This is a genomic window from Halomonas sp. OfavH-34-E (assembly GCF_024124525.1).
In the GTDB taxonomy this organism is placed as follows: Bacteria; Pseudomonadota; Gammaproteobacteria; order Pseudomonadales; family Halomonadaceae; genus Halomonas; species Halomonas litopenaei.
Window position 1 is genome coordinate 1 of the sequence record NZ_JAMXRY010000067.1, and the last position, 22256, is coordinate 22256.

The 22256-nt window shown below is 65.6% G+C and carries 18 protein-coding genes; 9 read left to right on the forward strand and 9 right to left on the reverse strand.

Going from position 1 to position 22256, the window contains the following annotated elements:
* The 7 genes from NH448_RS20920 to NH448_RS20950 form a co-directional block, all read left to right on the forward strand.
* Positions 1–347, forward strand: a 347-nt coding sequence (locus NH448_RS20920; protein WP_253029381.1) for a MoxR family ATPase, incomplete at its 5' end; no start/stop codon positions are given.
* Positions 348–455: 108 nt separating this feature from the next.
* Complete coding sequence (locus tag NH448_RS20925) at positions 456–1490, forward strand: DUF58 domain-containing protein (protein WP_071211146.1); 1035 nt, start codon at positions 456–458, stop codon at positions 1488–1490.
* Positions 1487–2014, forward strand: coding sequence for a DUF4381 domain-containing protein (locus tag NH448_RS20930; protein ID WP_045994158.1), 528 nt, complete (start codon positions 1487–1489; stop codon positions 2012–2014). The genes NH448_RS20925 and NH448_RS20930 overlap by 4 nt, the downstream gene beginning before the upstream one ends.
* On the forward strand, positions 2011–3078 hold the full coding sequence (locus tag NH448_RS20935) for a VWA domain-containing protein (RefSeq protein WP_253029382.1): 1068 nt from the start codon (positions 2011–2013) through the stop codon (positions 3076–3078). The genes NH448_RS20930 and NH448_RS20935 overlap by 4 nt, the downstream gene beginning before the upstream one ends.
* Complete coding sequence (locus NH448_RS20940) at positions 3075–4712, forward strand: VWA domain-containing protein (protein WP_045994157.1); 1638 nt, start codon at positions 3075–3077, stop codon at positions 4710–4712. Before NH448_RS20935 ends, NH448_RS20940 begins: the two co-directional genes overlap by 4 nt.
* A complete protein-coding gene (locus NH448_RS20945) occupies positions 4709–6346 on the forward strand; it encodes a BatD family protein (RefSeq protein ID WP_045994156.1) in 1638 nt (545 codons plus the stop codon). The genes NH448_RS20940 and NH448_RS20945 overlap by 4 nt, the downstream gene beginning before the upstream one ends.
* A gap of 118 nt (positions 6347–6464) precedes the next feature.
* On the forward strand, positions 6465–8819 hold the full coding sequence (locus NH448_RS20950) for a tetratricopeptide repeat protein (RefSeq protein ID WP_045994155.1): 2355 nt from the start codon (positions 6465–6467) through the stop codon (positions 8817–8819).
* A 146-nt stretch (positions 8820–8965) separates the two neighbouring features.
* On the opposite strand, the gene NH448_RS20955 is transcribed toward NH448_RS20950, so the two are convergent.
* The gene (locus NH448_RS20955; RefSeq protein WP_342586449.1) at positions 8966–10945 is read right to left on the reverse strand and encodes a diguanylate cyclase; all 1980 of its coding nucleotides are present in this window, start codon (positions 10943–10945) and stop codon (positions 8966–8968) included.
* A gap of 186 nt (positions 10946–11131) precedes the next feature.
* Between NH448_RS20955 and NH448_RS20960 the strand changes: the two genes are divergently transcribed.
* Positions 11132–12577, forward strand: a complete 1446-nt coding sequence (locus NH448_RS20960; protein ID WP_045994154.1) for a catalase — start codon at positions 11132–11134, stop codon at positions 12575–12577.
* Between the two features lie 225 nt (positions 12578–12802).
* Here the strand turns inward: NH448_RS20960 and NH448_RS20965 are convergent, their stop codons facing one another.
* The 8 genes from NH448_RS20965 to NH448_RS21000 all read right to left on the reverse strand — a co-directional run bounded on the left by NH448_RS20965 (position 12803) and on the right by NH448_RS21000 (position 22013).
* Positions 12803–13972, reverse strand: coding sequence for a hypothetical protein (locus NH448_RS20965; RefSeq protein WP_045994153.1), 1170 nt, complete (start codon positions 13970–13972; stop codon positions 12803–12805).
* A 102-nt stretch (positions 13973–14074) separates the two neighbouring features.
* The gene (locus NH448_RS20970; protein ID WP_045994152.1) at positions 14075–15232 is read right to left on the reverse strand and encodes a porin; all 1158 of its coding nucleotides are present in this window, start codon (positions 15230–15232) and stop codon (positions 14075–14077) included.
* Positions 15233–15750: 518 nt separating this feature from the next.
* Positions 15751–17283, reverse strand: a complete 1533-nt coding sequence (locus NH448_RS23725; RefSeq protein WP_052704467.1) for a ProQ/FINO family protein — start codon at positions 17281–17283, stop codon at positions 15751–15753.
* Positions 17284–17489: 206 nt separating this feature from the next.
* Positions 17490–18062: a dihydrofolate reductase gene (locus NH448_RS20980; protein ID WP_045994150.1), complete on the reverse strand. Its 573-nt coding sequence runs from the start codon at positions 18060–18062 to the stop codon at positions 17490–17492.
* Positions 18059–18898 carry a thymidylate synthase gene (locus NH448_RS20985; protein ID WP_045994149.1) on the reverse strand — a complete coding sequence of 280 codons (840 nt, stop codon included), beginning with the start codon at positions 18896–18898 and terminating at the stop codon, positions 18059–18061. Before NH448_RS20985 ends, NH448_RS20980 begins: the two co-directional genes overlap by 4 nt.
* A 208-nt stretch (positions 18899–19106) precedes the next feature.
* On the reverse strand, positions 19107–19910 hold the full coding sequence (gene lgt, locus NH448_RS20990) for a prolipoprotein diacylglyceryl transferase (protein ID WP_045994148.1): 804 nt from the start codon (positions 19908–19910) through the stop codon (positions 19107–19109).
* A gap of 121 nt (positions 19911–20031) precedes the next feature.
* Entirely contained in the window at positions 20032–20820 is a 789-nt protein-coding gene (locus tag NH448_RS20995) for a sulfite exporter TauE/SafE family protein (RefSeq protein ID WP_045994147.1), read from the reverse strand.
* Complete coding sequence (locus tag NH448_RS21000; RefSeq protein WP_045994146.1) at positions 20820–22013, reverse strand: response regulator; 1194 nt, start codon at positions 22011–22013, stop codon at positions 20820–20822. Before NH448_RS21000 ends, NH448_RS20995 begins: the two co-directional genes overlap by 1 nt.
* A gap of 121 nt (positions 22014–22134) precedes the next feature.
* Here NH448_RS21000 and NH448_RS21005 point away from each other — a divergent pair.
* Positions 22135–22256, forward strand: a 122-nt coding sequence (locus NH448_RS21005; protein ID WP_253029383.1) for an NRDE family protein, incomplete at its 3' end; no start/stop codon positions are given.

Below are 22256 nucleotides of genomic sequence, written 5' to 3' on the forward strand. Positions count from 1 at the left end.
GGATCTCCGCCGCCCGCCGCGAGATCGCCGTCCTGCACGTGGCCGAGCCGATGGAGCAGTACATGGCCACGCTGGTGGACGCCACCCGTCACCCGGCGGACTTCAGCGACGACCTGGCCCGCTACATCGAACTCGGCGCCAGCCCGCGCGCCTCGCTGGCGCTCGACCGTTGCGCCCGCGCCCACGCCTGGCTCGAAGGCCGCGACTACGTGGATCCGGTGGACGTCCAGCAGGTGGCACCTGAGGTGCTGCGCCACCGCATCGGGCTGAGCTTCGAGGCCCAGGGCCAGGGCTTCAGCGCCGACGACGCGGTCGCCACCCTGCTTGGCTGCGTGGCGCTACCCTGAGGCCTGGTCTCGTGCAAACCCGGTCCGTACACGCTTTCTAGCCGCCAGACTTCGCCACGGCTTTAGCCTCGCCCCGGCAAGGGACGGATCCCTGGACAAGAGGTATAGATGCGCCTGCCATTCGCCAGACACCCGGCTTCCCGGACGGTGCCCGGCTCCACGGAGCGGACCACGCTGGATCCGCGCGTGCACCTGGACCTTGCGCAGCTGACGGCGCTGGAACCCCAGGGCCGCCGCCTGCGACTGCTGCCGCGCCAGCCGGCTCGCAGCGTGCTCAATGGCCGCCATGGCTCGCACCTCCGGGGGCGCGGCCTGGACTTCCTTGAATTACGCGATTATCAGCCATCGGACGACGTGCGCAACATCGACTGGCGGGTCACCGCGCGCACCGGCACTCCCCATGTACGGGTGTTCACCGAAGAGCGCGATCGCCCCGCCCTGTTGGTGGTCGACCAGCGCATGTCGATGTTCTTCGGCAGCCGCCACGCCATGAAGTCGGTCACCGCCGCCGAAGCCGCCGCGCTGCTGGGCTTCGCGGTGCTGGAGCAGGGCGACCGGGTCGGCGGCATCGTGGTCAGCGACGAGGCCGTCGAAGAGTTCCGGCCGCGTCGCTCCCGGGCCCAGCTGATGCGCTACCTGAGCGCCCTGGCCCAGGCCAACCAGGCCTTGCATCCACAGCGCAAGGCACCCGCGCCGACCTCGCTGGATCGGGTACTGACGTCGGTGGCACGCCTGGCCAGCCGTGACCACCTGATCATCCTGCTCAGCGATTTCGATGTTCCGGGCCCGCGCACCGAAGCACTGCTCGGCGCCATCCGCCGCCACAATGACCTGATGCTGGTGGCGGTCAGCGATCCCTTGTCCGAGCGCTTGCCTGACGACCTCGCCTGCGTGGCCACCGACGGTCAGCGCCACGCCCGCTTTGATACCTCCGACGCCGATCAGCGCCGGGCGTTGGAAAGCGTGGCCAGAGAGCGCCGCCAGCAGCTTGAGCGCTGGTCACGTCAGCTTGGCGTGGGCCTGGCGTCACTGTCTGCTGGCTCCCCCACCCTGCCCCAGCTGCGTACCTTGCTTGGGCTGCCGTCCGAGGGTGCTGCTGGTTCAGACGCTGGCAATGACCCGGCGACAGGGGGGCCGCGATGAGTAGCGCTGCGAGCAACGACGATATCGTGATGTTGCCCGACCTGATCGATCAGCTGTCCGAGGCACCGGTTCCCCCTGCGATCCCCTGGATACCCCAGACCTGGGGCTGGTCGCTGCTGGCCGTCGTGATAGTGGCGCTACTGGCGCTCTGGGGCATCCGTCGGTATCTGCGCTGGCGTGCCGATGCCTATCGCCGCGCCGCCCTGACCGAGCTCGACCAGCGCCTGGATGACGAAGGAGCGATCGCCCTGGCGGAGATCCTCAGGCGGACCGCCCTCTCTGCCTATCCGCGAGAGCGTGTCGCCGGCCTGACCGGCCAGCGCTGGTGGCGCTTTCTCGATGCAAGCCTGGGCGACAGACGCACCCCGCATTTCGACGGCCCGCTGGGCCAGGAGCTGTCCACGGCGCCCTACCGGGCCACCCCGACAGACGGCACCAATCCCCCATCGGCGGAACTCGTGGCACTGAGCCGACGCTGGATCCGCCATCACCGTCGCGATATTCCCCAGGAGTCGGCGTCATGATCGAACTGGCGACGCCCTGGGCGCTGGCCCTGCTGCCGCTGCCTTTACTGGCCTACTGGCTGCTGCCAGCCCACCGCCAACGGCTGGCAGCGCTGCGCCTGCCGTTCTTTCAGCGACTGGTGGAGGCCGTCGGTGTCTCGGTTCCGCGCGGCCGCCAGCGCTCGCCGCTGGCTCGGCTGACACAGGCGCTGGTGTGGGGACTAATCGTGCTCGCCCTGGCCCGTCCGGAGAAACTCAGCGAACCCATCGTCTGGCAGAGCGCCGCCCGCGACCTGATCCTGGCGGTGGACATCTCCGGCAGCATGGATGAGTCCGACCTGATCGATGCCGAGGGTGAGCCCCGCCAGCGCCTGGCGGCGGTCAAGGAGGTCATCGCCGACTTCGTCGCCGATCGCGAGGGCGAGCGTCTGGCGCTGATCGTGTTTGGCTCGCGGGCCTACGTCCAGGCGCCGCTGACCGAGGACCTCAAGACGCTGACCACGCTGCTCGACCAGACCGAGGTCGGCATGGCCGGCCCGCATACCGCGCTGGGTGACGCCATGGGTCTGGCCATCCGCCAGTTCGAGGCAAGCGACGTGGAACAGCGGCTGTTGATCCTGCTGTCCGACGGCGCCGACACCGGCAGCCGCATGAGCCCCATCAACGCCGCCTCCATCGCCGCCGAGCGCGACGTGCGGGTGATCACCATCGCCATGGGTGACCCCCAGGGCAGCGGCGAAAACCGCGTCGATAGCGAAACCCTCGAGGCCATCGCCGAGACCACCGACGGCGCCTTCTTCACCGCAACCGACCAGCAGGCGCTTGCCGCCATCTACGCGCGGATCGATGAACTGGCACCGCGTGAGGTCGCCACCCACAGCTATCGCGAGCACCGCTCGCTGAGTCACTGGCCGCTAGCGTTGGCGGCGGCATTGGTGCTGCTGACCCTGGCACTCGATCGCCGGCAGTTGGTCCGCTCACGGACGGCTGGCGATCCCCCTGACGGGAAGGCAGATACCCGGACAGACGTCGCCGAACACCCTGACACCAGCCGCGGTGACAACACGCAGGAGGGCACGCCATGAGCGAGTGGCTCGACGGTCTCTCCGCGCTGCACCTGCTGCGTCCACTGTGGTGCCTGCTGCTGCCGCTGGTGGTGGTGCTGTGGTGGTGGCGCCGACGGATCCCCTCGGCGGACATCGGCGGTGACCATTTTGCTCCCCACCTGGCATCTGCCCTGCGTGCCGATGGGTACGACCGCCGCCGACTGCGGCCACTGGACACCCTGGCGCTGCTCGCCATCCTGCTGATCCTGGGCGTTGCCGGCCCCGCCTGGACGCGCATGCCCAACCCGCTGATCGCCCAGAGCGCCCCGCTGGTGGTGGTGCTGGAGGTCAGCGCCAGCATGGACCAGAGCGACGTGCCACCAAGCCGCCTGGAGCGCGCCAAGCACAAGATCCAGACCCTGCTCGAACGTCGCGACGGCGCCCGTACCGCCTTGATCGCCTACGCCGGCAGTGCCCACCAGGTGGTGCCGCTGACCGACGACCCGGCGCTGGTCACGCCCTACCTCGAGGGGCTTTCCAGCGACGTCATGCCGGAAGACGGCGACGCCGCCGGGCAAGCGCTGGCGCTTGCCGCCAGCGTGCTCGACGGGGCTCGACGCGACAACGCAGGGCTTCCCGGCGCGGTACTGCTGGTGAGCGACGGCGTCACCGCGCAGGGTTCCGTCACGGCCGGTCTCGGCGAGGATGACACCCTGCTGGTGCTGGACATGAACGCTCCCGGCAGCTCCGGGACAAGCACGGCGTTGGTGGCAGGCGCGACCCGCGTGGGGCTGAGCGTTGACGACGCCGACGTGGACGAGATCACCCGCCGTCTGGCCGCCACCTACCAGCAGGCGCTACGCGATGACGACCGCCTGGCCTGGGAGGATCGCGGCGTATGGCTGGCCTGGCCGGCGGCACTGCTCGCTCTGCTGGGCTTTCGCCGCGGCTGGCAGCTCGGCCTGTCCGGCCTGGCGCTGCTGCCGGTGCTGTGGGCCGGGCCCGTCACGCCGGCCCTGGCCCAGGAGGCGTCCAGGGCCACCGAGACCCTCGACACCAGCCTGGCAGGAAGGCTGACCCAAGGCCTCGCAGACGCCTTTCTGACGCCGGACCAGCAGGGGCGCTGGTGGGCCGAACGCAACGACTACTGGCGTGCGGCCCGCCACTTCGAGGATCCGGCCTGGCTCGGCTATGCGCTCTACCGCGATGGCCAGTACCAGGCGGCGGTCGAGGTGCTCGAACGGCTCGACAGCGCCGATGCTGCCTTCACCCAGGGTCTGGCGCTGATCAAGAATCGTCAGTACCGCCCCGCCATCGACGCCTTCGAGACGGTGCTCGAGCGCGACCCCGACTATCCCGAAGGTCAACGCAATCTGGAACTGGCCAGGGAGATACTCGCCTACGTCGAGGACACCCGTGAGCAGTCCGATACCGGCGAGGAGCTCGGCATCGGCGCCGACGACGTGGTATTCGACAATGAAGAGGCCCGGGGTGAGGACACCGAACAGCCGGTGGAGAAACCTGGCCAGCAGATCACCGCCGAGCAGTGGATCGAGACCCTGGACACCGATACCAGCGACTTCTTGCGCCAGCGCTTCGCCATCGAGGCGCAGGCTCCCGCTAGCTCTGATAGTGATAGTGATAGCGACAACGACAGGGAGACGGCGCCATGAACCCACGTCGAGTCAGCCGCGCTTCGCGCCCTGGCAAGAGTGCGCCGCGTCTGGCGGGGCTCATGCTGCTGTCGTTGCTGCTGTCGTCGCTGGCGCTGACGTCGACGCTTTGCTCGGCCGCACCGGCAGCGGCGGATACCCGCTCGTCCCCGGTCCGGCTCGCGGTCGAACTCGAGCCGCAGGAGCTGGCGCCCGGCGACAGCGCCGAGCTGCGTGTCCAGGTGCTGGTACCCACCTGGATGCCTGAGCCTGTCACCTTTCCGAGCCTGGACCAACCGGGGCTCAGGGTGACCCTGGGCGATCGCGCCACCACCCCGATCAGCCAGCGCGTCGATGGAAAGACCTGGTCCGGCGTCTCGCGCCGCTATCGCCTGACGCCACTGTCCGCCGGACGCTTCGAGCTGGGCAGCGGCAGCCTCGAGGTCACCTATGCCTCTCCCGAGGACAATTCCCCGACCCAGCAACGCCTCACCCTGCCACCGGTGACCCTGACGGCCCGGCTGCCCGAGGCCGCCGAGGGACTCGACCCCTATCTGTCGGCCCGCGACATCGAGCTGACCCAGACGCTCGAGATCGTGCGAGCGGGCAAGAGCGGAGAGAACGGTGAGCAGGCGCAGGGCCAGAAGGGAGACGATGGTGATGCTGACGACACAGAAAACGCGGGCGACGACCGACAGTCACCGGAGCAAGACGATGCCGACGGCGACAGCGGCCCCATCGAGCTCGAGGCCGGCGACAGCGTCACCCGCACGGTCACCGCGCGACTGAGCGGCGGCAGCGCCCTGCTGCTGCCCGACCTGCTGTCTGCAACGGCCAAGGAGGCAGGCGACGAGACAGCGATGGCCCCGCTCGGGGTCTATCCCGAGACACCACGCCTTGAAGAGTCCAGCGATGGCGGCACCCGTACCGACCGCGTGACCTATGTGGCAGAAACCGGTGGCAAGAGTTCTCTGCCCGGAGTCTCGCTGCGCTGGTACGATCCCGAAAGCGACAGCCTGGAGCAGGCCGAGCTTGCGCCGATCGAGGTCAGCGTCTCGGCACCCCGCGCCGCTCGCAGCGCAGAGGACTGGTCGCGCCTCGTTCTCGGCGTCTTGCCTTGGCTGCTGGGACTGGTGCTGCTGGTGTCGCTCGCCACCTGGCTGTGGCGGCACCTTGCCATCGGTGCCAAGGTGCATGCGCATTGGCAACATCACCAGCAACAACAGCGCCAGCGTCGCGAGGCCAGCGGCGTGGCCGGGCTTCAGCGCCTGAAGCGATCCCTCGATGCCCGCGACCTGGTCGCGGTGCGCCGACACTGGGAGGCCCTGGAACCCCATCTGGACAGCAATAGCGAGGCACGCGCCCACTTTGCCAACCGACTCGACGCCCTGTGTCGCGCCCGCCTCGGTCCCGATCGCGAGATCGCCAAGCCAGCGGCAGGTTTTCGCGATACTGGTGGCGACGGCGGCAGCGATGGGGATGGCGATGGCGATGGCGATGGCATGGACAGTAAAGAATCCCTCTGGCAACGCCTGGCACAGGCCCTGCCAAGTGCGCGAGAGCTTGCATCATCGCGCCCTGCAAACCGACAGCTTGCCCACGACCGCCTGACGGCGTTGAACCCGACTGCACAAGTGACCCGACGTAATGCGTGAACCTGGCCGTTTATCCTTTCTTCGATGCCTGCGTGCTCGACTTGCAACGCTCCTTCCGAGCGTCGAGTCCACAGGGCCCGCACCAGCGCTTTCGTCGACGCTGGCACCAGCGCTTTCGATGGTATCGGCACCAGCGCTTGCCATGGCCCTGATGGCGGGGTTGCTGGCCGCACCGGAGAGCATTGCCCAGACGCCTCAGGGAACGCCCCAGGGAACGCCCCCGACGACGGCTACCGAAACCAGGGGCTACGCCCCCGAAGGAAGCTGCGCCTCCTGTCACGAGGCCGAGACCCAGGCATGGCAGGATTCCGACCACGCCTGGGCGCTGCGCGATGCTACCCCCGACAATGTACTGGGCGACTTCGACGACGCCAGCTTCGAGGATGGCGAGGTCAAGGCACGCTTTCACCGCCGAGGCGATACCTTCCTGGCGACCCTGGAAGGCCCCCAGGACCCCGCCGAAACCTTCGAGATCCGCCACACTTTCGGCGTACGCCCGCTGCAGCAGTATCTGGTGGAGCAGCCGGGGGGACGACTGCAGAGTTTGACCATCGCCTGGGACTCGCGCCCCGCCAACGAAGGCGGACAGCGCTGGTTCTCGCTCTACCCGGGCCAGGCGTTTACCCCGGATGACCCCCTGCACTGGCGCGGGCGCTACCAGAACTGGAACGCCATGTGCGCCGACTGCCACTCGACCAACCTCGAGAAGCACTACGATCTTGAAAGCGACAGCTTCGCCACCACCTGGCACGAGCAGAGTGTCGGCTGCCAGAGTTGCCACGGCCCCGCCCAGGATCACCTGGACTGGGCGGCCCGGTGGCAGGCCGACGAGGACGCTCCCGCGTCCTCTCCCGCCTCAAGCGGCGATATGGGCCTTGCCCTCGATCTCGCCGACATGGACGCCCCCGAGCTGGTCGAGCAGTGCGCTCGCTGCCACAGTCGTCGCCAGATGCTGGGCGCGGGCCCGGTGCATGGTGCTCCGCTGGCCGATGCCGCCCTGCCAAGCCTGTTGGGCGAGGGCATGTACCACGCCGACGGCCAGATCCAGGGCGAGGTCTATGTCTATGGCTCGTTCACCCAGAGCCGCATGTACCAGCAGGGTGTCGGCTGCGTGGACTGTCATGACCCGCATACCAGCGAGGTAAAGATCGAGGGCAATGGCCTGTGCCTGCAGTGCCACAACCCGGCGCCTCCGCCGCGTTTCCCGACCATGCAGCGCAACAACTACGACAGTCCCGAGCACCATCACCATACCCCCGGCAGCGAAGGCGCCCAGTGCGTGAGCTGCCATATGCCCGAGACCACCTACATGGTGGTGGACCCGCGTCGCGATCACAGCTTCCGGGTGCCCCGCCCGGATCTCGCCGAGGCCACCGGTAGCCCCGACGCCTGCACCGGCTGCCACCAGGACCTGTCACCCGCCGATGCCGCGGCGCAGATTCGTGAGTGGTTCGGTGACGACAGCCGCAGCGCCAGTCGTTCCCACTACGGTGTGGCGCTTCAGTCGGCCCGCCTGGGCCGCCCCGAAGCGCCGGACTATCTGAAGGCGCTGATCGAGGATGACGATACTCCGGACATCGTGCGCGCCACCGCGGTGGATGAGCTCACTCCCTTTGCCGGTGACGCCCTGCCGACGCTCGAGCAGGCGTTAAAGGACGAGTCCCCACTGGTCCGCGCCGCCGCAGCGCCGGTGTTCGCCCAGGCGCCCGAAGGCGCCAGGGTCGAGCTGCTGCTGCCACTGATCGATGACGAACGCCTGGCGGTCCGCGACGAGGCGGTCAAGGCGCTGGCCGGCACCTCGTTGATGGTCATGCCACAAGAGCGTCGTGCAGCCTTTCTGGAGGCACGTCGCGACTACGAGCGGCGCCTGGAGCAGAACGCCGACCTGCCCGGCAACCGCCTCAACCTGGCGGTACTGCTGGCGCGCACCGGACGCGAGGACGAAGCCGAGCAACAGTATCGTGCGGCGCTGGCGATGGACCCCTACTTCCTGCCGGCCCGCGCCAACCTGGTCACCCAGCTCAGCGCCGAAGGCCGCCAACAGGACGCCCGAGCACTGCTGAAGGACGGCATCGCCCTCGATGGCATGCCCGCACCGGATCGAGGCCACCTGGCCTACCTGCTGGCACTGTCGCTGGCAGAGGATGGAGGGATGCAAGAAGAGGGTGGGATGGAAGAGGCCCTGTCCTGGCTCGAGAAGGCGGCCGAATGGCGCCCGGACCACGCCCGCACCCACTACAACCGCGGACTGATGCTGGACCGCCTGGGACGCAAGGACGAGGCCCTGGCGGCACTCGAACAGGGACGCCGGCAGGCACCCGGAGATCCCGACCTGCTCTACGCCCTGGTCTACGTCAACGCCACCAGCGGGCGCATCCCCCAGGCGCTGTCGGCCCTGGCCGAGCTGCGCCGACTGCGACCGGACGACCCGCGTCTGGGGCAGCTGGAGCGCCAGCTACGCGGCAATCAATAGCATCCCTGAAGATGCCCTGCCCCCTTCGGCCTGGATGGAAAAGTGCCTGGGGGTCATCGGTCGTCGACCGACGACGCCCAGGCGCTGATGCGACAGACTGAAAGTTGGCGGTGGGGACGTCGGTGGTGTCGTCGGTGCGGCCGGCCTTACGCCTCGCTCTCGTCCACCACCAGGCGATTGCGGCCCTGGCGCTTGGCCGCGTAGCTGGCCGCATCGGCACGTTCGATGGGAGTGTGAATATCGGCATCGCCTTCACGAAACTCGGTGATGCCGAGGCTCGTGGTGACATGGTATTCACGCCCCTCGTGGACCACACAGGTGTCGTTGATCGCTGTCAGGATGTCTTCGCCGATACGTTGCGCCTGGGCCAGCGTACAACTTGGCAGCAGCACCGCGAATTCATCGCCGCCCGGGCGAGCCACGTGATCGCTGCTACGAACACAGCGGCCGACTTCCCGAGCGATGCGACGCAGCATCTCGTCACCGAGCGGGTGGCCACCCTCATCGTTGATCGGCTTGAACCGATCCAGGTCGAACAGCATCAGAACGGAGGGCTTGGCCATCTTGCGCCAGTCCGCCATGGCCTCTTCGAGGCGACGCTCGAAGCCTCGTCGGTTCAAGAGGCCGGTAAGGGGATCGTGTTCGGCCTCCCACTGACGTATCGCCTCCTGCTGACGACGGGCGGTGATGTCCTTGACGGTACCGACGAAGCCGATGACCTCGGTATCGATGGCGACCTGGCTGGCGTGAACCTCCAGCCACAGAAGCTCGCCATCGGCCCGCCAGTAACGGTATTGACGCAGAAAGTCCTCTCCCGAGGCCATGCTGTAGCGCCACAGCTCGATCGCCGCATCGCGATCCTCGGCGTGGATCGCCTGGACCCAGCCATAGCGGTCCTGCCCTTTCATGGTACGACCGGTCAACTGGGCCAGGGCGTCGTTCATGTAGGTGATGCGCCCCTGGGTGTCGGTCACGAACATGCCCACCGGCGAGGACGCCAGCACGCTGTCGAGGAACGCCTGACGTCCGCGCAGATCATTCAGCGCCCGTTCTCGCTCGACCTCCACGGCATTGAAAGCCTCGGCCACCTGGGTCAATTCCTTCATCTCGGTACCCAGCGAGACGCGACCACGCAGCCCCTTGCCTACCTGGGCGATCTGCGACTGCAACTGGTAAAGCGGCCGCAGCAGCAGCCATACCATCCAGCCAAGAAGTGGCAGCAGCAATAGCGCGATACCCACCCCGACCCAGCTGAGGCGTTTCAGCAAGCCCCACAAGGGCGCCAATACCTGGCCTTCCGGCAAGAACACGCCGACGATCCAGTCCGCCGGCCACACCTGCCGGTATGCCTGAAAGGTCATTTCGCCATTTACCGTAGGTCCAAAACGCTCGCCCTCCCAGCCATCGAGGGCCAGGTCCAGGGCCGGGTTGTGGGAGAGGTCTCCCAGCGTCCCCATCACGCGCTGGCGGTCAGGGTGATAGAGCACCTGCCCTGAGGCGCTGAACACGGCTGCGTAGCCTTCGTTACCCAGCCGGACCCGGCTCAAGCGTCGGAAGATACCGCCCGAGTGAACTTCGACTACGCCTCCCAAAGCCCCCATGAAGCGACCATCGTCGCCCTTCAGCGGCACCAGTAACAGCACCAGCGGAAGCCCGGTAATACGCCCATAGATGGGGTCACTGACGTAGGGCCGCCCGACCTCGCGCAAAAAACTGAAGTACTCGCGATCGCTGATATCGAGCCCTTCGCGCCCCGGTGTCACCGGCCAATCGGTGACCACCCTGCCGTCGCCGTCGAATACCACCAGGCCGTCGAACAGCTCGAGCAATACGCTGTTTTCCTTCAACACCCCACCGCCGGGGTCGAGCAACGCGCCACTCGGGTGCCTGGACGCCACCCGCTCAAGCATCGCCAGGCGTGTCTCGATCTCTTCGGTCACCTCATCGGCGATTAGATGCGTCTCGTAACGCAGGTGAGAAAAGTTCACCTCACGCACCAGGTCCTTGCCGGTGTACCAGCCCCACGCCAGCAGGATCGTCACCACGACAACCCAGGTCATCGCCAGGCCAGTCATCATTCTCAGTTGCAGCGAGAGCGAAGCGACAAATCTGCACAGCTTGGGCACGAAGGCTTTCCTTCAGGGTCGAACCGCCGGTGGCGGTGGTGCGAAATACGTTACATGCATCGTGAATAGCATAAATAGTAACGCTAAACATCCATTTCCTATAAACGAAATAGAAAGGTTCGATTGTTCTTCGTCGACAGCGGTCTATACCTTATATCGGACCAGACCAAGAGCAGGAGACGCCACATGACCCGCAAGACAATGACCACCAGCGCCGGTGCCCCCATCGGTGACAACCAGAACAGCCTGAGTGCGGGCCCCCGTGGACCTCTGCTGCTCGAGGACTACCAGCTTCTCGAGAAACTCGCTCACCAGAACCGCGAGCGCATCCCCGAGCGCACCGTCCACGCCAAGGGCTGGGGCGCCCACGGCACCCTGACCATCACCCAGGACATCACCCGCTACTCCAAGGCCAAGGTCTTCACCCCGGGTAGCCAGACGCCGATGCTGGCCCGCTTCTCCACCGTGGCCGGCGAACAGGGTGCGGCGGACGCCGAGCGTGACGTGCGCGGCTTCGCCCTGAAGTTCTACACCGAGGAAGGCAACTGGGATGTGGTCGGCAACAATACGCCGGTGTTCTTTATCCGTGATCCGTCCAAGTTCCCGGACTTCATCCATACCCAGAAGCGCCACCCGCGCACCAACATGCGCTCGGCCACCGCGGCCTGGGACTTCTGGTCGCTGTCACCGGAGTCACTGCATCAGGTGACCATGCTGATGTCGGACCGCGGCCTGCCCACCGACGTTCGTCACATCAATGGCTACGGCTCCCACACCTATTCATTGATCAACGCCGACAACCAGCGGGTATGGTGCAAGTTCCACTTCCGCACCGCCCAGGGTCACAAGCACTTTACCGATGCCGAGGCCGAACAGGTGGTGGGCAAGAGCCGCGAGACCACCCAGGAAGACCTCTACAACGCCCTGGAAAACGGCGACTACCCGCGCTGGAACTTCTTTATCCAGGTGATGACCGAGGAACAGGCCAGGCAGGCGCCGTTCAATCCCTTCGACCTGACCAAGGTGTGGCCCCATGGCGACTACCCGCTGATCGAGGTCGGCTACTTCGAGCTCAACCGCAACGCCGACAACTACTTTGCCGAGATCGAGCAGGCTGCCTTCTCACCGTCCAACAAGGTGCCGGGCATCGGCTTCTCGCCGGACAAGATGCTGCAGGCACGGGTGTTCTCTTACGCCGACGCCCACCGCTACCGCCTCGGCACCCACTACGAGGCGCTGCCGGTCAACCAGCCGAAGTGTCCGGTCCACCACTACCACAAGGACGGCCCGATGCGCTTCTTCGCCAACGGAGAGCAAAACGGCGACGCCTACTACGAGCCCAACTCCTTCGATGGACCGACCGAGGACCCGAGCGTAGTGGAACCGCCGCTGCCGCTGGAAGGCGACGCCTGGCGCTACGACCACCGCGAAGGCAATGACGACTACGCACAGCCTCGCGCCCTGTTCGAATTGATGAGCCCGGAGCAGCGGGAGCGACTGTTCGGCAATATCGCCCGGCATATGCAGGGTGTCCCGGACTTTATCAAGGAGCGTCAGCTCGGCCACTTCGAGAAGTGCCACCCGGAGTACGCTGCCGGTGTGCGTGAGGCCATCGCCAGAATCGGTGACTGACCCATCTTGCCACCAGGCGAGAAGTGCCACCCGCTGACCAATCCCGTCACAGCACGTCCCCATGCCCCCGCCTAAAGGCGGGGGTATTTTTTTGTGTCCACCGTGGTGGCATCGTTCGGCTTGTCGGGCGACCCCACCGGCCAGAGACCAACGTCTTGCACAAAAAACGGGCCCCGAAGGGCCCGTCCTGTTGTCACCACTCGCGACGATACGTCGCTCGCGATATCAGTTGTCGAGCACGACCTTGAGCTCGTAGTTGTTGGGGCCGTCCTGGGCGTTGCCGAACTTCTGACCGGCGACCCGGATATGGTACATGCCCGGGTCCAGCTGGGTGGTCAGATCGACGTTGCCGTTGAAGCCCTGGCCTTCGCCCTCGGCGACGATACGCCCGGAGGAATCGGCCACCTCCATGGTCAGGCGATAGGTGTCTTCGTCGCCCGGCGGGAAGGTCGAGGTGGTGATACGCACGCTGCTCGGCTCGGCCACGTTGAAGCTCAGTACCTCACCACGAGCGCGAATCTTGACGTCGGTCTTGACGCTCTGCACCTGACGCTCATCCGGGTTATCGCTGCGCGCTGCACTACCGCTGACGCTGGCTGCCGCGCCTGCGCCGGCGGCTGCACCTGCTGTGGCACCGGCCGCCGAGGAGGAACCCGCCACCCCGGCCGTGGACGCCGTGGTGGCCGCCGAGGCACCTGCGCTTGAGGCCACTTCGCCTGCTGCCGCTGCGGAGGAGGCAGACGCAGAAGTCGCTGCTGCGCTGGAGGACTGGGCTGCGGCAGACTGAGTCGCGGCGGCCCCGGAGGCACCGGATTGACTACCCAGGGTGACCACTGCGTCACGACTGGTAACAAAGGCGCTCTGGCTTCCGTCACGATCCGAGCCCACGAACTGCAGACCCGTGCCATCATCCACCTCGATACGATTACCGCGATCATCGAGACCCACCACGGCGATGCTGTAGCCGTCGCCGGCGCGGCCGCGTCGGCCAAAGCGGGTGCCCTTGACCTGCAGCTCGTACATGCCAGGCGTCAGGCGACTCTCCAACTGGAGACCGCCGTCCTGGCCGTAGCCCTCGCCCCGAGCGATCACATTGCCGGCATCGTCCATCAGCACCGCATCGATCTGGTAGCTGTCTTCATAGCCTGCGCTGACACGGCTCTCGAAACGATAGACCCCTTCTTCCTCTACCTCGAAGTCATGGGCATGGGGGGACCCGAACATGAAGCTCTGGCTGCGGGCGTCACTCTCCGGCTTGAAGAAGCCGGTCAGATCGAGCTGGCGGTTCTCCTCACGGAAGCGCTCGGTCATGGCACTGTCAGAAGCCTGTACGGTGGTACCTGCAAGGGCAACACCAAGCGCCAGCAGCGCCGCGGGTAGGGTGACGTCTTTCATGGATCCTCACATGCTTGCCGATTGAGAGCAGAAAAAAAGCCGATCCCGGAGGATCGGCTTTCGTTTATAGCGTTCCAACGCTAGGGGGTCAAACCTGTCGGATTAGAACAGGTAGGTCAGACCCACGGCGTAGCCGTCACCCTGGTCGTTGTCACGGTCACGCACGGCGCCTTCCACGTAGGTGTACATGGCGTCGGAGATGTTGTAGGTCACACCGGCAACCACTTCGTTGAAGTTGTCGTCGTCGTTCTCGTCATCGTTGGCGCTGTCGAAGTCGCTGAAGCCGCTGCCGCCGAGGTCGATGTACTGGTAGGAACCGTAGATGTCACCCATGCCGTTCAGGTAGCCGTAACGGGCACCGATGGCGTAGTAGTCAGCGTCCTTCAGGAAGTCGTTGTCAGACTCGAAGCGCTCGTACTTGACGGCGACGCGCAGGCTGTCCCACTGGTACTGCATGGTGACACCGTACTGATCACCCAGATCTTCGTCATCGATGGTGACGTTGTTCTGAGTGGTGGTGACGGTGCCGTCAGCAGCCACGTCAGTGGACAGGTAGCTGACAGACTGGTCTTCGATGTCGTAGATGCCCAGGTCGTCGTAGACACCGGCGACAGAGAAGCCGCCGATGGTGTACTTCAGACCACCGAAGATGGAGGCTTCGCCACCGTCGGTCAGGTTTTCGTTCTCGGCGTCACCCTTGTACTGGGTACCCAGAGCGAACTGGAAGCCGCCCCAGACCGGAGAGGTGTAGGTGATCTTGTCGCCTTCGGGATCGCCGGCAACAACGCTGGCGTCATCGGCGTCTTCACCCGGAGCACCCTTGAAGGTGTTGGAGTCGGAGACGTCGAAGTATTCGTTGTTGGAGATCGGATCCTGGATCCAGTCGTCCAGCAGGGAGTCATAGGAACCGATGCGCGCGTCACCGAAGTTGCCCTTCAGGCCGATGTAGGCGGTGTCGCCTGCATCACGACCAGCGACCTTCATTTCGTCGGCCTTGAAGTCGTCGATTTCGATCTTGGCGTAGCCGATCAGACCGTTGTAGATGACGTGCTCAGCGGCGAAGCCGAAGGTAGAACCGTTGTCGGCAATCTCGTCACGGGAGTGACCGTCTTCGTCCTTCACCCCGGCGTAGACAATCTGGACGTTGCCGTAGATGTCGAGTTTGGTGCCGTCCTGGTTGTAGACGGTGGCAGCCTGGGCGCCTGCAGCGGTAAAGGCGGCAGCACCGGCGATGGCAGTCGCTAACAGTGTCTTTTTCATTGCTGAGTTCCTTTTGACTAGCTTGCTGTTTCGATCGTTGCTGCGCTTGGCAGCCTTGGCTTGCCGGTCATTGCCGGCTCGTTTTTCTGGCCTTGTGGTTCCTGGCAGGGAACCGAGGCAGCGAGCCTGACAGCGGCGAAGCCTTGTTATAGTCCAATGCTCGCAAGGGCAACCATATACCGGGATTCTCAGGAGCGCAACAAGAAAAAAACACTGTTTTCGTTCCCGCTGCCCCTCGATTCGACACCGATCCCTGCGAAGGCGCCGCCAGCGCTGGAACCGGAAAACCGACTTAACGAACATTGTTCGCTAACCTCGTACCGATTCTGCATAGAATGCTGCGCCGGGCATAGCGACTACATCATGCCCCGCTGATGTGACGCTTTCAAGTCAGCTGGGTTGAACACTGTCGACAGTCGTCAACGGCGGCGGCGGCCCATAAGGACCGCACAATTGATGACCGCATATGAGGACCATGCATAAAGCGCCCAGACAACGACCACACCCAGGGAGCGCGGTCAGTGACTACTATTGTGGCGGGCCATCAGGGCGTCGAGTTTGCGCTGCAGACGCGATTCCTCGCTGTCGTGGCCATGAGGCTGGTGCCTGGACTCGTTCTGCGGCTGGTGGAGATGCGGGGGACGCCCCTGTGACATCGCCGTGCGGCTGCTCTGTTCACTCTCGACTTCCCGATGGGGCTGCGGGTCGGCATTTGATGCCCCCTGGGGTTGTTTGCCCTTGCCAGCGCCAGCGCGCCGCCGGCCCTGGCCGCTGCGCCGCTGCGACACCTTGCCGCGCCCTTGCTGCTCCGCCTGCAGGCGGTCCAGCTTGCGCTTGGCGTGTTCGGCGGCCTGGGCATCGACCGCCCCGACCAGCGCGCCCTGGAGGTCGATACGCTCGGCGCCTTCCCTGACCGACTTGAGATACCGCGGCAGGTTGACGTAGCAGGCCAGGGCCCGCCGCACCAGCTTCTCGGGCCAGGGCTCGCTGGCCGCCAGGTCCTCGTGGATGCCCACCTTCAAGGGACGGGTGTGGCCCTTGAAGAAGGTCTTGTCATAGCGCTGGTACCACTCACCCAACAGCGCCTGGGGAGACGGCGCCTTGTCGATGGCCAGATCCCCCTGGCGGCCAGCCTCGTCGGAGGCCGTCGCTTCGGATGTATCACCCTGGAGGTCAGCGTTCCTGGAAGGCGCCCCTTGGCTTTGTTGGCTTGGCTTCGACCGAGAGGCGTCGGATGACACCGTCGCGTCAGTGGACGGTTCCGGGGACGCCTCGCTCGCCATAGTTGCCGGAGCGACTTCGCCGGCAGGCCCGCCCACTCGCCCAGCATCCTGGTCAGGAGTTTGCTCGGGGGCTTGGTCAGCGGCCTGGACAGGGGCTTGCTCACCGCTGTGCTCAGCGGAGGTCTTGTCGGCTTGCTCGGCTTGCTCGGCTTGCTCACCGGCTGTGGAAGCCGCTGTCTGGTCAGACGCCTGGTCGGCTGCTTGTTCAGTCGTCCGATCGTCTGTCTCGTCGGCTGACTGATCACCACTGGCATGACGCGGGCGATGCTGCATCAATGCAGCCAGGCCCTGGGCGCGTCGCTTGGGACGAACAAAGGCGGGGGACTGAGGCTCGGCTTCGGGATGTTCGACGCGCTCACGCAGCCTGGCGTTGTGGGCCTCGAGTTCACGATTCTGTTCATCGAGTTCGCGATTTTCCTCGGTCAGTTCGCTGTTTTCTTCAAACAGCGCCTGGCGCTCGGCGCGCAGTGCCTCAAGCTCCGTCTCGAGCTGACCGCTGCGTTCGACGGCGCTGCCAAGTTGCGACTCGAGCTCACGCTGACGTTCTCGGGCGGCGGTCAATTCGGCGTTCAGCTCAGCGCTCAACCGCTCTCGTTCGGACGCCAGCCGTTCGCACTCCTCCATCAAGCGCTGGCGCTCGTCGGCCATACGCTGGTGCTCGCTGGACAGCTGCCGCTCGCGCCGACGCCCCTCACGCAGTCCGTCCAATAGCGTCGCCGTGCGTTGCTCGAGCGCCTCCAACGGGTGTTCTGCGTGTGTCTCGATCACGTCGACTCCTCCAGGCTCAGCAAAATGCCGCGTTGCAGGGGTGACTCCGGTCACGCCCCGCTGTTGTCAGGGTTGTCGCCACAGTCTGTGCCAGGGCTTGCGATGTCGCAATTGTCGCCGCTCGGCGACGCTCATTGTGTCACCAGCAAGACGCCAATTTCGTCCCGTGGCGACTACCGCAAATCCGCAACCACGCAATAGGCGCTTCAGCTCTCGGCTGAACGCTCGTAGCGAACGAAGCGGTAGGCGGGCTGGCCTTCGCTCGGCGAGCCGGCTTCGCTGGCGACTTCCTGCCAGTCGCCCTCAAGCGCCGGGAAGTGGGCGTCACCTTCGATATCGACATCCACCTCGGTGAGATAGAGCCGCGATGCGATCGGCATGGCCTGGGCGTAGATCTGAGCCCCGCCCATGACCATGATCTCTTCGGCGGCCTCGATGGTGGCCTGACGGTCGGCCAGTTCGATCGCGCTGGCCAGGTCGTGACAGACCCTGACGCCGTCGTGATGAAAGGAGGTGTCACGGGTGACCACGATATTCAGCCGGTTAGGCAGCGGACGGCCGATGGACTCGAAGGTCTTGCGTCCCATCACCAGGGGCTTGGCCTGGGTCATGCGCTTGAAGAACTTGAGGTCCTCCGGCAGGTACCAGGGCAGCTGGTTGTCGACCCCGATGACCCGGTTACGCGACATGGCGGCGATCATCGCCACCGGCACGAAGGTGTCGAGCCTCGCCAGGTCCTGGCCTTCGCTCGAGTGCTGGGCATTGTCGGCGCTGCTCATACCGCTACCTCGGCCTTGATATGGGGATGGGGTTCATAATCGTGGATGCTGATGTGCTCGAAACGGAAGTCGAACAGGTTATCCACCGACGGCTCCAGCTCCAGGCGAGGCGCCCGGGTGGGCGTTCGACTCAGCTGCAGCTCGGCCTGCTCGAGATGATTCAGATAAAGGTGGGCATCCCCCAGGGTGTGAACGAAATCACCGGGTGCAAGACCCGCCACCTGGGCGATCATCCGAGTGAGCAGCGCGTAGCTTGCGATATTGAAGGGAACGCCAAGGAAGATGTCGGCACTGCGCTGATAGAGCTGGCAGGACAGCTTGCCGTCGGCCACGTAGAACTGGAACAGGCAGTGACAGGGAGGCAGTGCCATCTCGTCCACCAGCGCCGGGTTCCAGGCGGACACGATCAGCCGCCGTGAGCGCGGGTTGGTGGCAAGCTGGTCGAGCAGTGTCTCGATCTGATCGACGCTGCCACCGCGAGGATCCGGCCAGCTACGCCACTGGTAGCCATAGACAGGGCCGAGGTCGCCGTTCTCGTCGGCCCATTCGTCCCAGATACGCACGCCGTTTTCCTTGAGGTAGGCGATATTGGTGTCGCCCTTCAGAAACCACAGAAGCTCATGGATGATCGAACGCAGATGCAGCTTCTTGGTGGTCACCAGCGGAAAGCCACGGGACAGATCAAAGCGCATCTGATGACCAAAGATCGAGCGTGTGCCCACGCCGGTGCGGTCGTCACGCTCGATACCTTCGTCCAGCACCTTGCGCATCAAATCCAGATACGGCTGCTCCAGGGCGGGAAGGTCGGTGGCTTCGGCAGCGCTATCAACAGGCATCGGGATTCACTCGCTTGGTCGTGACGGATTCGGGACGGTTTCTCGAAACCAGAAAAACCGGCAATTGTACTGCCCGGCATGCTTCGATGCCAGACGCGGCCAGCTTGGCGCGGCCACCGGGGCCCGGTCTGCGTGACGCAGCCTCTTGGGCGTGTCCAACCGGGCGCGGCCAAGGCGGCTGCATCATGCATCGGCGGCTCGTCAGCGCCTAGCCGGCCGCAGGCGCGGTACTGGCATCCACCGGCTGGCGGCGAGACCAGGCCACCAACAGCACGCCGAACAGGATCATCGGCAGGCTAAGCAGCATGCCCATGGTGACCCAGCCCAGGGCAATGAAGCCAAGCTGCGGGTCTGGCTGACGCACGAACTCCACGGCGAAACGGCTCAAGCCGTAGATCAACAGGAACAGACCAGAGACCAGGCCGCGACGTCGCGGTGTGCTCGACACCCACCACAGCACCACGAACAGTACCAGGCCTTCGAGCAGCGCCTCGTACAGCGAGGAAGGATGACGCGGCTCGGGGCCGTAGCCAGGGAACGGCATACCCCAGGGAAGGTCAGTGACGCGGCCCGGCAGCTCGTGATTGATGAAGTTGCCGATACGCCCGGCCCCCAGGCCGATCGGCACCAGCGGCGCGACGAAGTCGGTCAGAGTGAAGAACGCCAGGTGCTTGCGCCGGGCGAACAGCAAGGCCGCCAGCAACACCCCGAGCAGGCCGCCATGGAAACTCATGCCGCCGTCCCACACCTTGACGATCCACAGCGGGTCCGCGAGCCACTGATCCAGCCCGTAGAACAGCGCGTAACCAAGGCGTCCACCGAGCACCACGCCGAGGGCGGCGTAGAACAGCAGGTCGCCCACGTCGTCCCGGGTCAGGCCGATGCGGTGGGCGCGTCGACAGCCCAACCACCAGGCAGCGACAAAGCCCACCACGTACATCAGTCCATACCAGTGGACCTGGAGCGGACCCAGCGAGATGGCAACGGGATCGATCTGGGGATAAGACAGCATAGTCGGTAGATTTCCTGAAAGTGACCGAGGTGACCAGAGAGTAACGTAGCGCTATACGAGCGGATGACCGCCAGAAAAACGCCACAGCGGCAATAGGACAGCAAGCGGCGGCGACGGTTCGCTACAGCAGGAAGCCGAGCCCCACCACCGTCAGCAACAGCGCGAACGACAGCTTGAGCACCCGAGCAGGCAACCGATGCGCCAGTCGCACACCAAGCCGCGCACAGGGAACGCTGGTCAGGGCAATCCCCAAAAGCGCCGGCAGCATGACAAAACCGAAGGCGCCATCGGGCAGTCGCGGATCACCAAGGCCCACGGCGATGAAGGTCACCGCACCGACCAGGGCGATGGGCAGTCCGCAGGCCGCCGAGGTACCGACCGCCTGGGTCATGCTGGCACCGCAGCGAATCAGCCAGGGAACGCTCAGTGTCCCCCCACCGATACCGAACAGGGCAGAGACACCACCGATGACACCGCCGGCGACGACCATGCTGCCACGCCCGGGTGCCTGACGCCCCGCCTTGGGCGAGCGCCCCAGCACCAGCTTGGCGGCGACCAGCAGCAGAAAGACACCGAACAGCGTGCCGAGCAGGCCACCCGACAGGGCGCCGGCGACGAACACCCCGAGCACGGCGCCCATCACCAGCCCCGGCAGCAGCGCTACCAGCCAGTCACGCCGAATGCTGCCGCGGCGAAAGTGGCCCCAGGCGGACGAGGCGCCGGTGATCACGATGGTCGCAAGCGAGGTCCCCACCGCCAGGTGCATGGCCACCTCGCCGGACACCTGTTGCAGCGCGAATACCGTCATCAGGCTGGGCACGATGATCAGCCCGCCACCCACGCCGTAGAGACCGGCCAGGAAGCCCGCCGCGGTGCCGAGCGCCAGATAGGAGACCAGGGACGCCAGCATCAGACCGACCTCGTCGGCAGCGGCAACCAGTGATCGAGCAGTTCGAGCAGCGCCTGGGGACGATAGGGCTTGGCCAGCCAGGCGTCCATGCCGGCCTGCTGAAAGCGCGCCTGGTCCTGGTCGCTGGCATTGGCGGTCAGGGCGATCACCACCGCACGCGGGCGGCCCGAATCCGCCGCCTCCATCGCGCGCAGACGACGGCAGGTCTCGACGCCGTCGATATCCGGCAGCACGATATCCATCAGCACCAGATCGACGGCAACCGCCGCCAGCCGCTCCAACGCTTCCTCTCCGCGGGTCGCGGTCACCACCTCGACGCCTCGGCGCTCGAGAACCTCCCGCGCCAGCATCAGGTTGACCGGACCGTCGTCGACGATCAGCACCCTGGGTGTCGCTTCGTCGGCCGATGACTCGGAAGGCTCTGCCACAGGCGCCGTGTCGGTGCCGTCCTCGAGGTTGTCGAGCAACAGGCGAATATCGCTCAGTCGGCGTAACGCCTCGGGCTCGGCGCCGTCGCCGGCCCGGTTGATCAGCTGATCGAGCTCGGCGATCAAGGGTGCCAATGCCTTGCCGACGTGGCTCAGGTAGCTCGACTTCAGACGCGACTCTTCTCTGGCGCGGGACAGCGCGGCGGCCAGGCGCCGGCTTTCGTGCTCCCAGTCGCTGGGCTCGCCGAGCGAATCCGGCGTGTTCTCTGCTCGGCTATCTACTCCGATATCTGCTCTGACTTCCCCCTGGCTTTCAAGCCAAACCGCATCACCGCTCTCGACGTCAGGCGGACTGCCACGCCGTCTTTGGCCTGCCTTCGGTCGAGCGTCGATGGCCTCGAGCAGCCACCTGACTCGCTCCATCAGCGAGTCTTCCGGCGTGGGGGCTTCGTGCCGGCCATCGAGTTGTGGCGACAACTGGCTCTCGACCCGTTCGAGCAGGCTGTCGAAGTCACGCTGAGCGCGGGATAGGCGATGCTTGAGCAGCACCAGGAAGACGAGGATGTTGAGCGTGGTGCCCACCAGCAGCCCCATGACGATCCACAGGGTGGTGCTCCAGCCGGCGGCGGCGGGCATCAGCCAGTGCAGCGAGGCGCCCAGCACCAGACACAGCGCCAGCAGCACCCCCTGGGCGGCTACCACCGGCCACAGGATGGGAATCACCAGCCTGCGCCAAAAGCGATCCCTGCTATCGTCGCCTTCCATCTTCCATCCTGTTGAATGAAGAAGCCAAGAGTGTACGTTGCCGGCCGCAGCCTGTCATGGTGGCACAGTTGTAGGCTCGCCCCGGATTCCCCTGGGCAGAAAATCCGGCTACGCTGCGCCCATGTGCCTGATTGCCTTTCACTTCGCCCCGGACAGTGCGCGGCCGATCACCTTGATCGCCAACCGCGACGAGGTCCACTCGCGCCCCACCGCGCCCCTGGCCGCCTGGCCGGATGCCCCGGG

Coding starts and splice junctions, on each gene's coding strand:
- NH448_RS20925 (WP_071211146.1), top strand. CDS start 456: ATGCGCCTGCCATTCGCCAGACACCCGGCTTCCCGGACGGTGCCCGGC.
- NH448_RS20930 (WP_045994158.1), top strand. CDS start 1,487: ATGAGTAGCGCTGCGAGCAACGACGATATCGTGATGTTGCCCGACCTG.
- NH448_RS20935 (WP_253029382.1), top strand. CDS start 2,011: ATGATCGAACTGGCGACGCCCTGGGCGCTGGCCCTGCTGCCGCTGCCT.
- NH448_RS20940 (WP_045994157.1), top strand. CDS start 3,075: ATGAGCGAGTGGCTCGACGGTCTCTCCGCGCTGCACCTGCTGCGTCCA.
- NH448_RS20945 (WP_045994156.1), top strand. CDS start 4,709: ATGAACCCACGTCGAGTCAGCCGCGCTTCGCGCCCTGGCAAGAGTGCG.
- NH448_RS20950 (WP_045994155.1), top strand. CDS start 6,465: ATGGTATCGGCACCAGCGCTTGCCATGGCCCTGATGGCGGGGTTGCTG.
- NH448_RS20960 (WP_045994154.1), top strand. CDS start 11,132: ATGACCCGCAAGACAATGACCACCAGCGCCGGTGCCCCCATCGGTGAC.
- NH448_RS20965 (WP_045994153.1), bottom strand. CDS start 13,972: ATGAAAGACGTCACCCTACCCGCGGCGCTGCTGGCGCTTGGTGTTGCC.
- NH448_RS20970 (WP_045994152.1), bottom strand. CDS start 15,232: ATGAAAAAGACACTGTTAGCGACTGCCATCGCCGGTGCTGCCGCCTTT.
- NH448_RS20980 (WP_045994150.1), bottom strand. CDS start 18,062: ATGAGCAGCGCCGACAATGCCCAGCACTCGAGCGAAGGCCAGGACCTG.
- NH448_RS20985 (WP_045994149.1), bottom strand. CDS start 18,898: ATGCCTGTTGATAGCGCTGCCGAAGCCACCGACCTTCCCGCCCTGGAG.
- lgt (WP_045994148.1), bottom strand. CDS start 19,910: ATGCTGTCTTATCCCCAGATCGATCCCGTTGCCATCTCGCTGGGTCCG.
- NH448_RS20995 (WP_045994147.1), bottom strand. CDS start 20,820: ATGCTGGCGTCCCTGGTCTCCTATCTGGCGCTCGGCACCGCGGCGGGC.
- NH448_RS21000 (WP_045994146.1), bottom strand. CDS start 22,013: ATGGAAGGCGACGATAGCAGGGATCGCTTTTGGCGCAGGCTGGTGATT.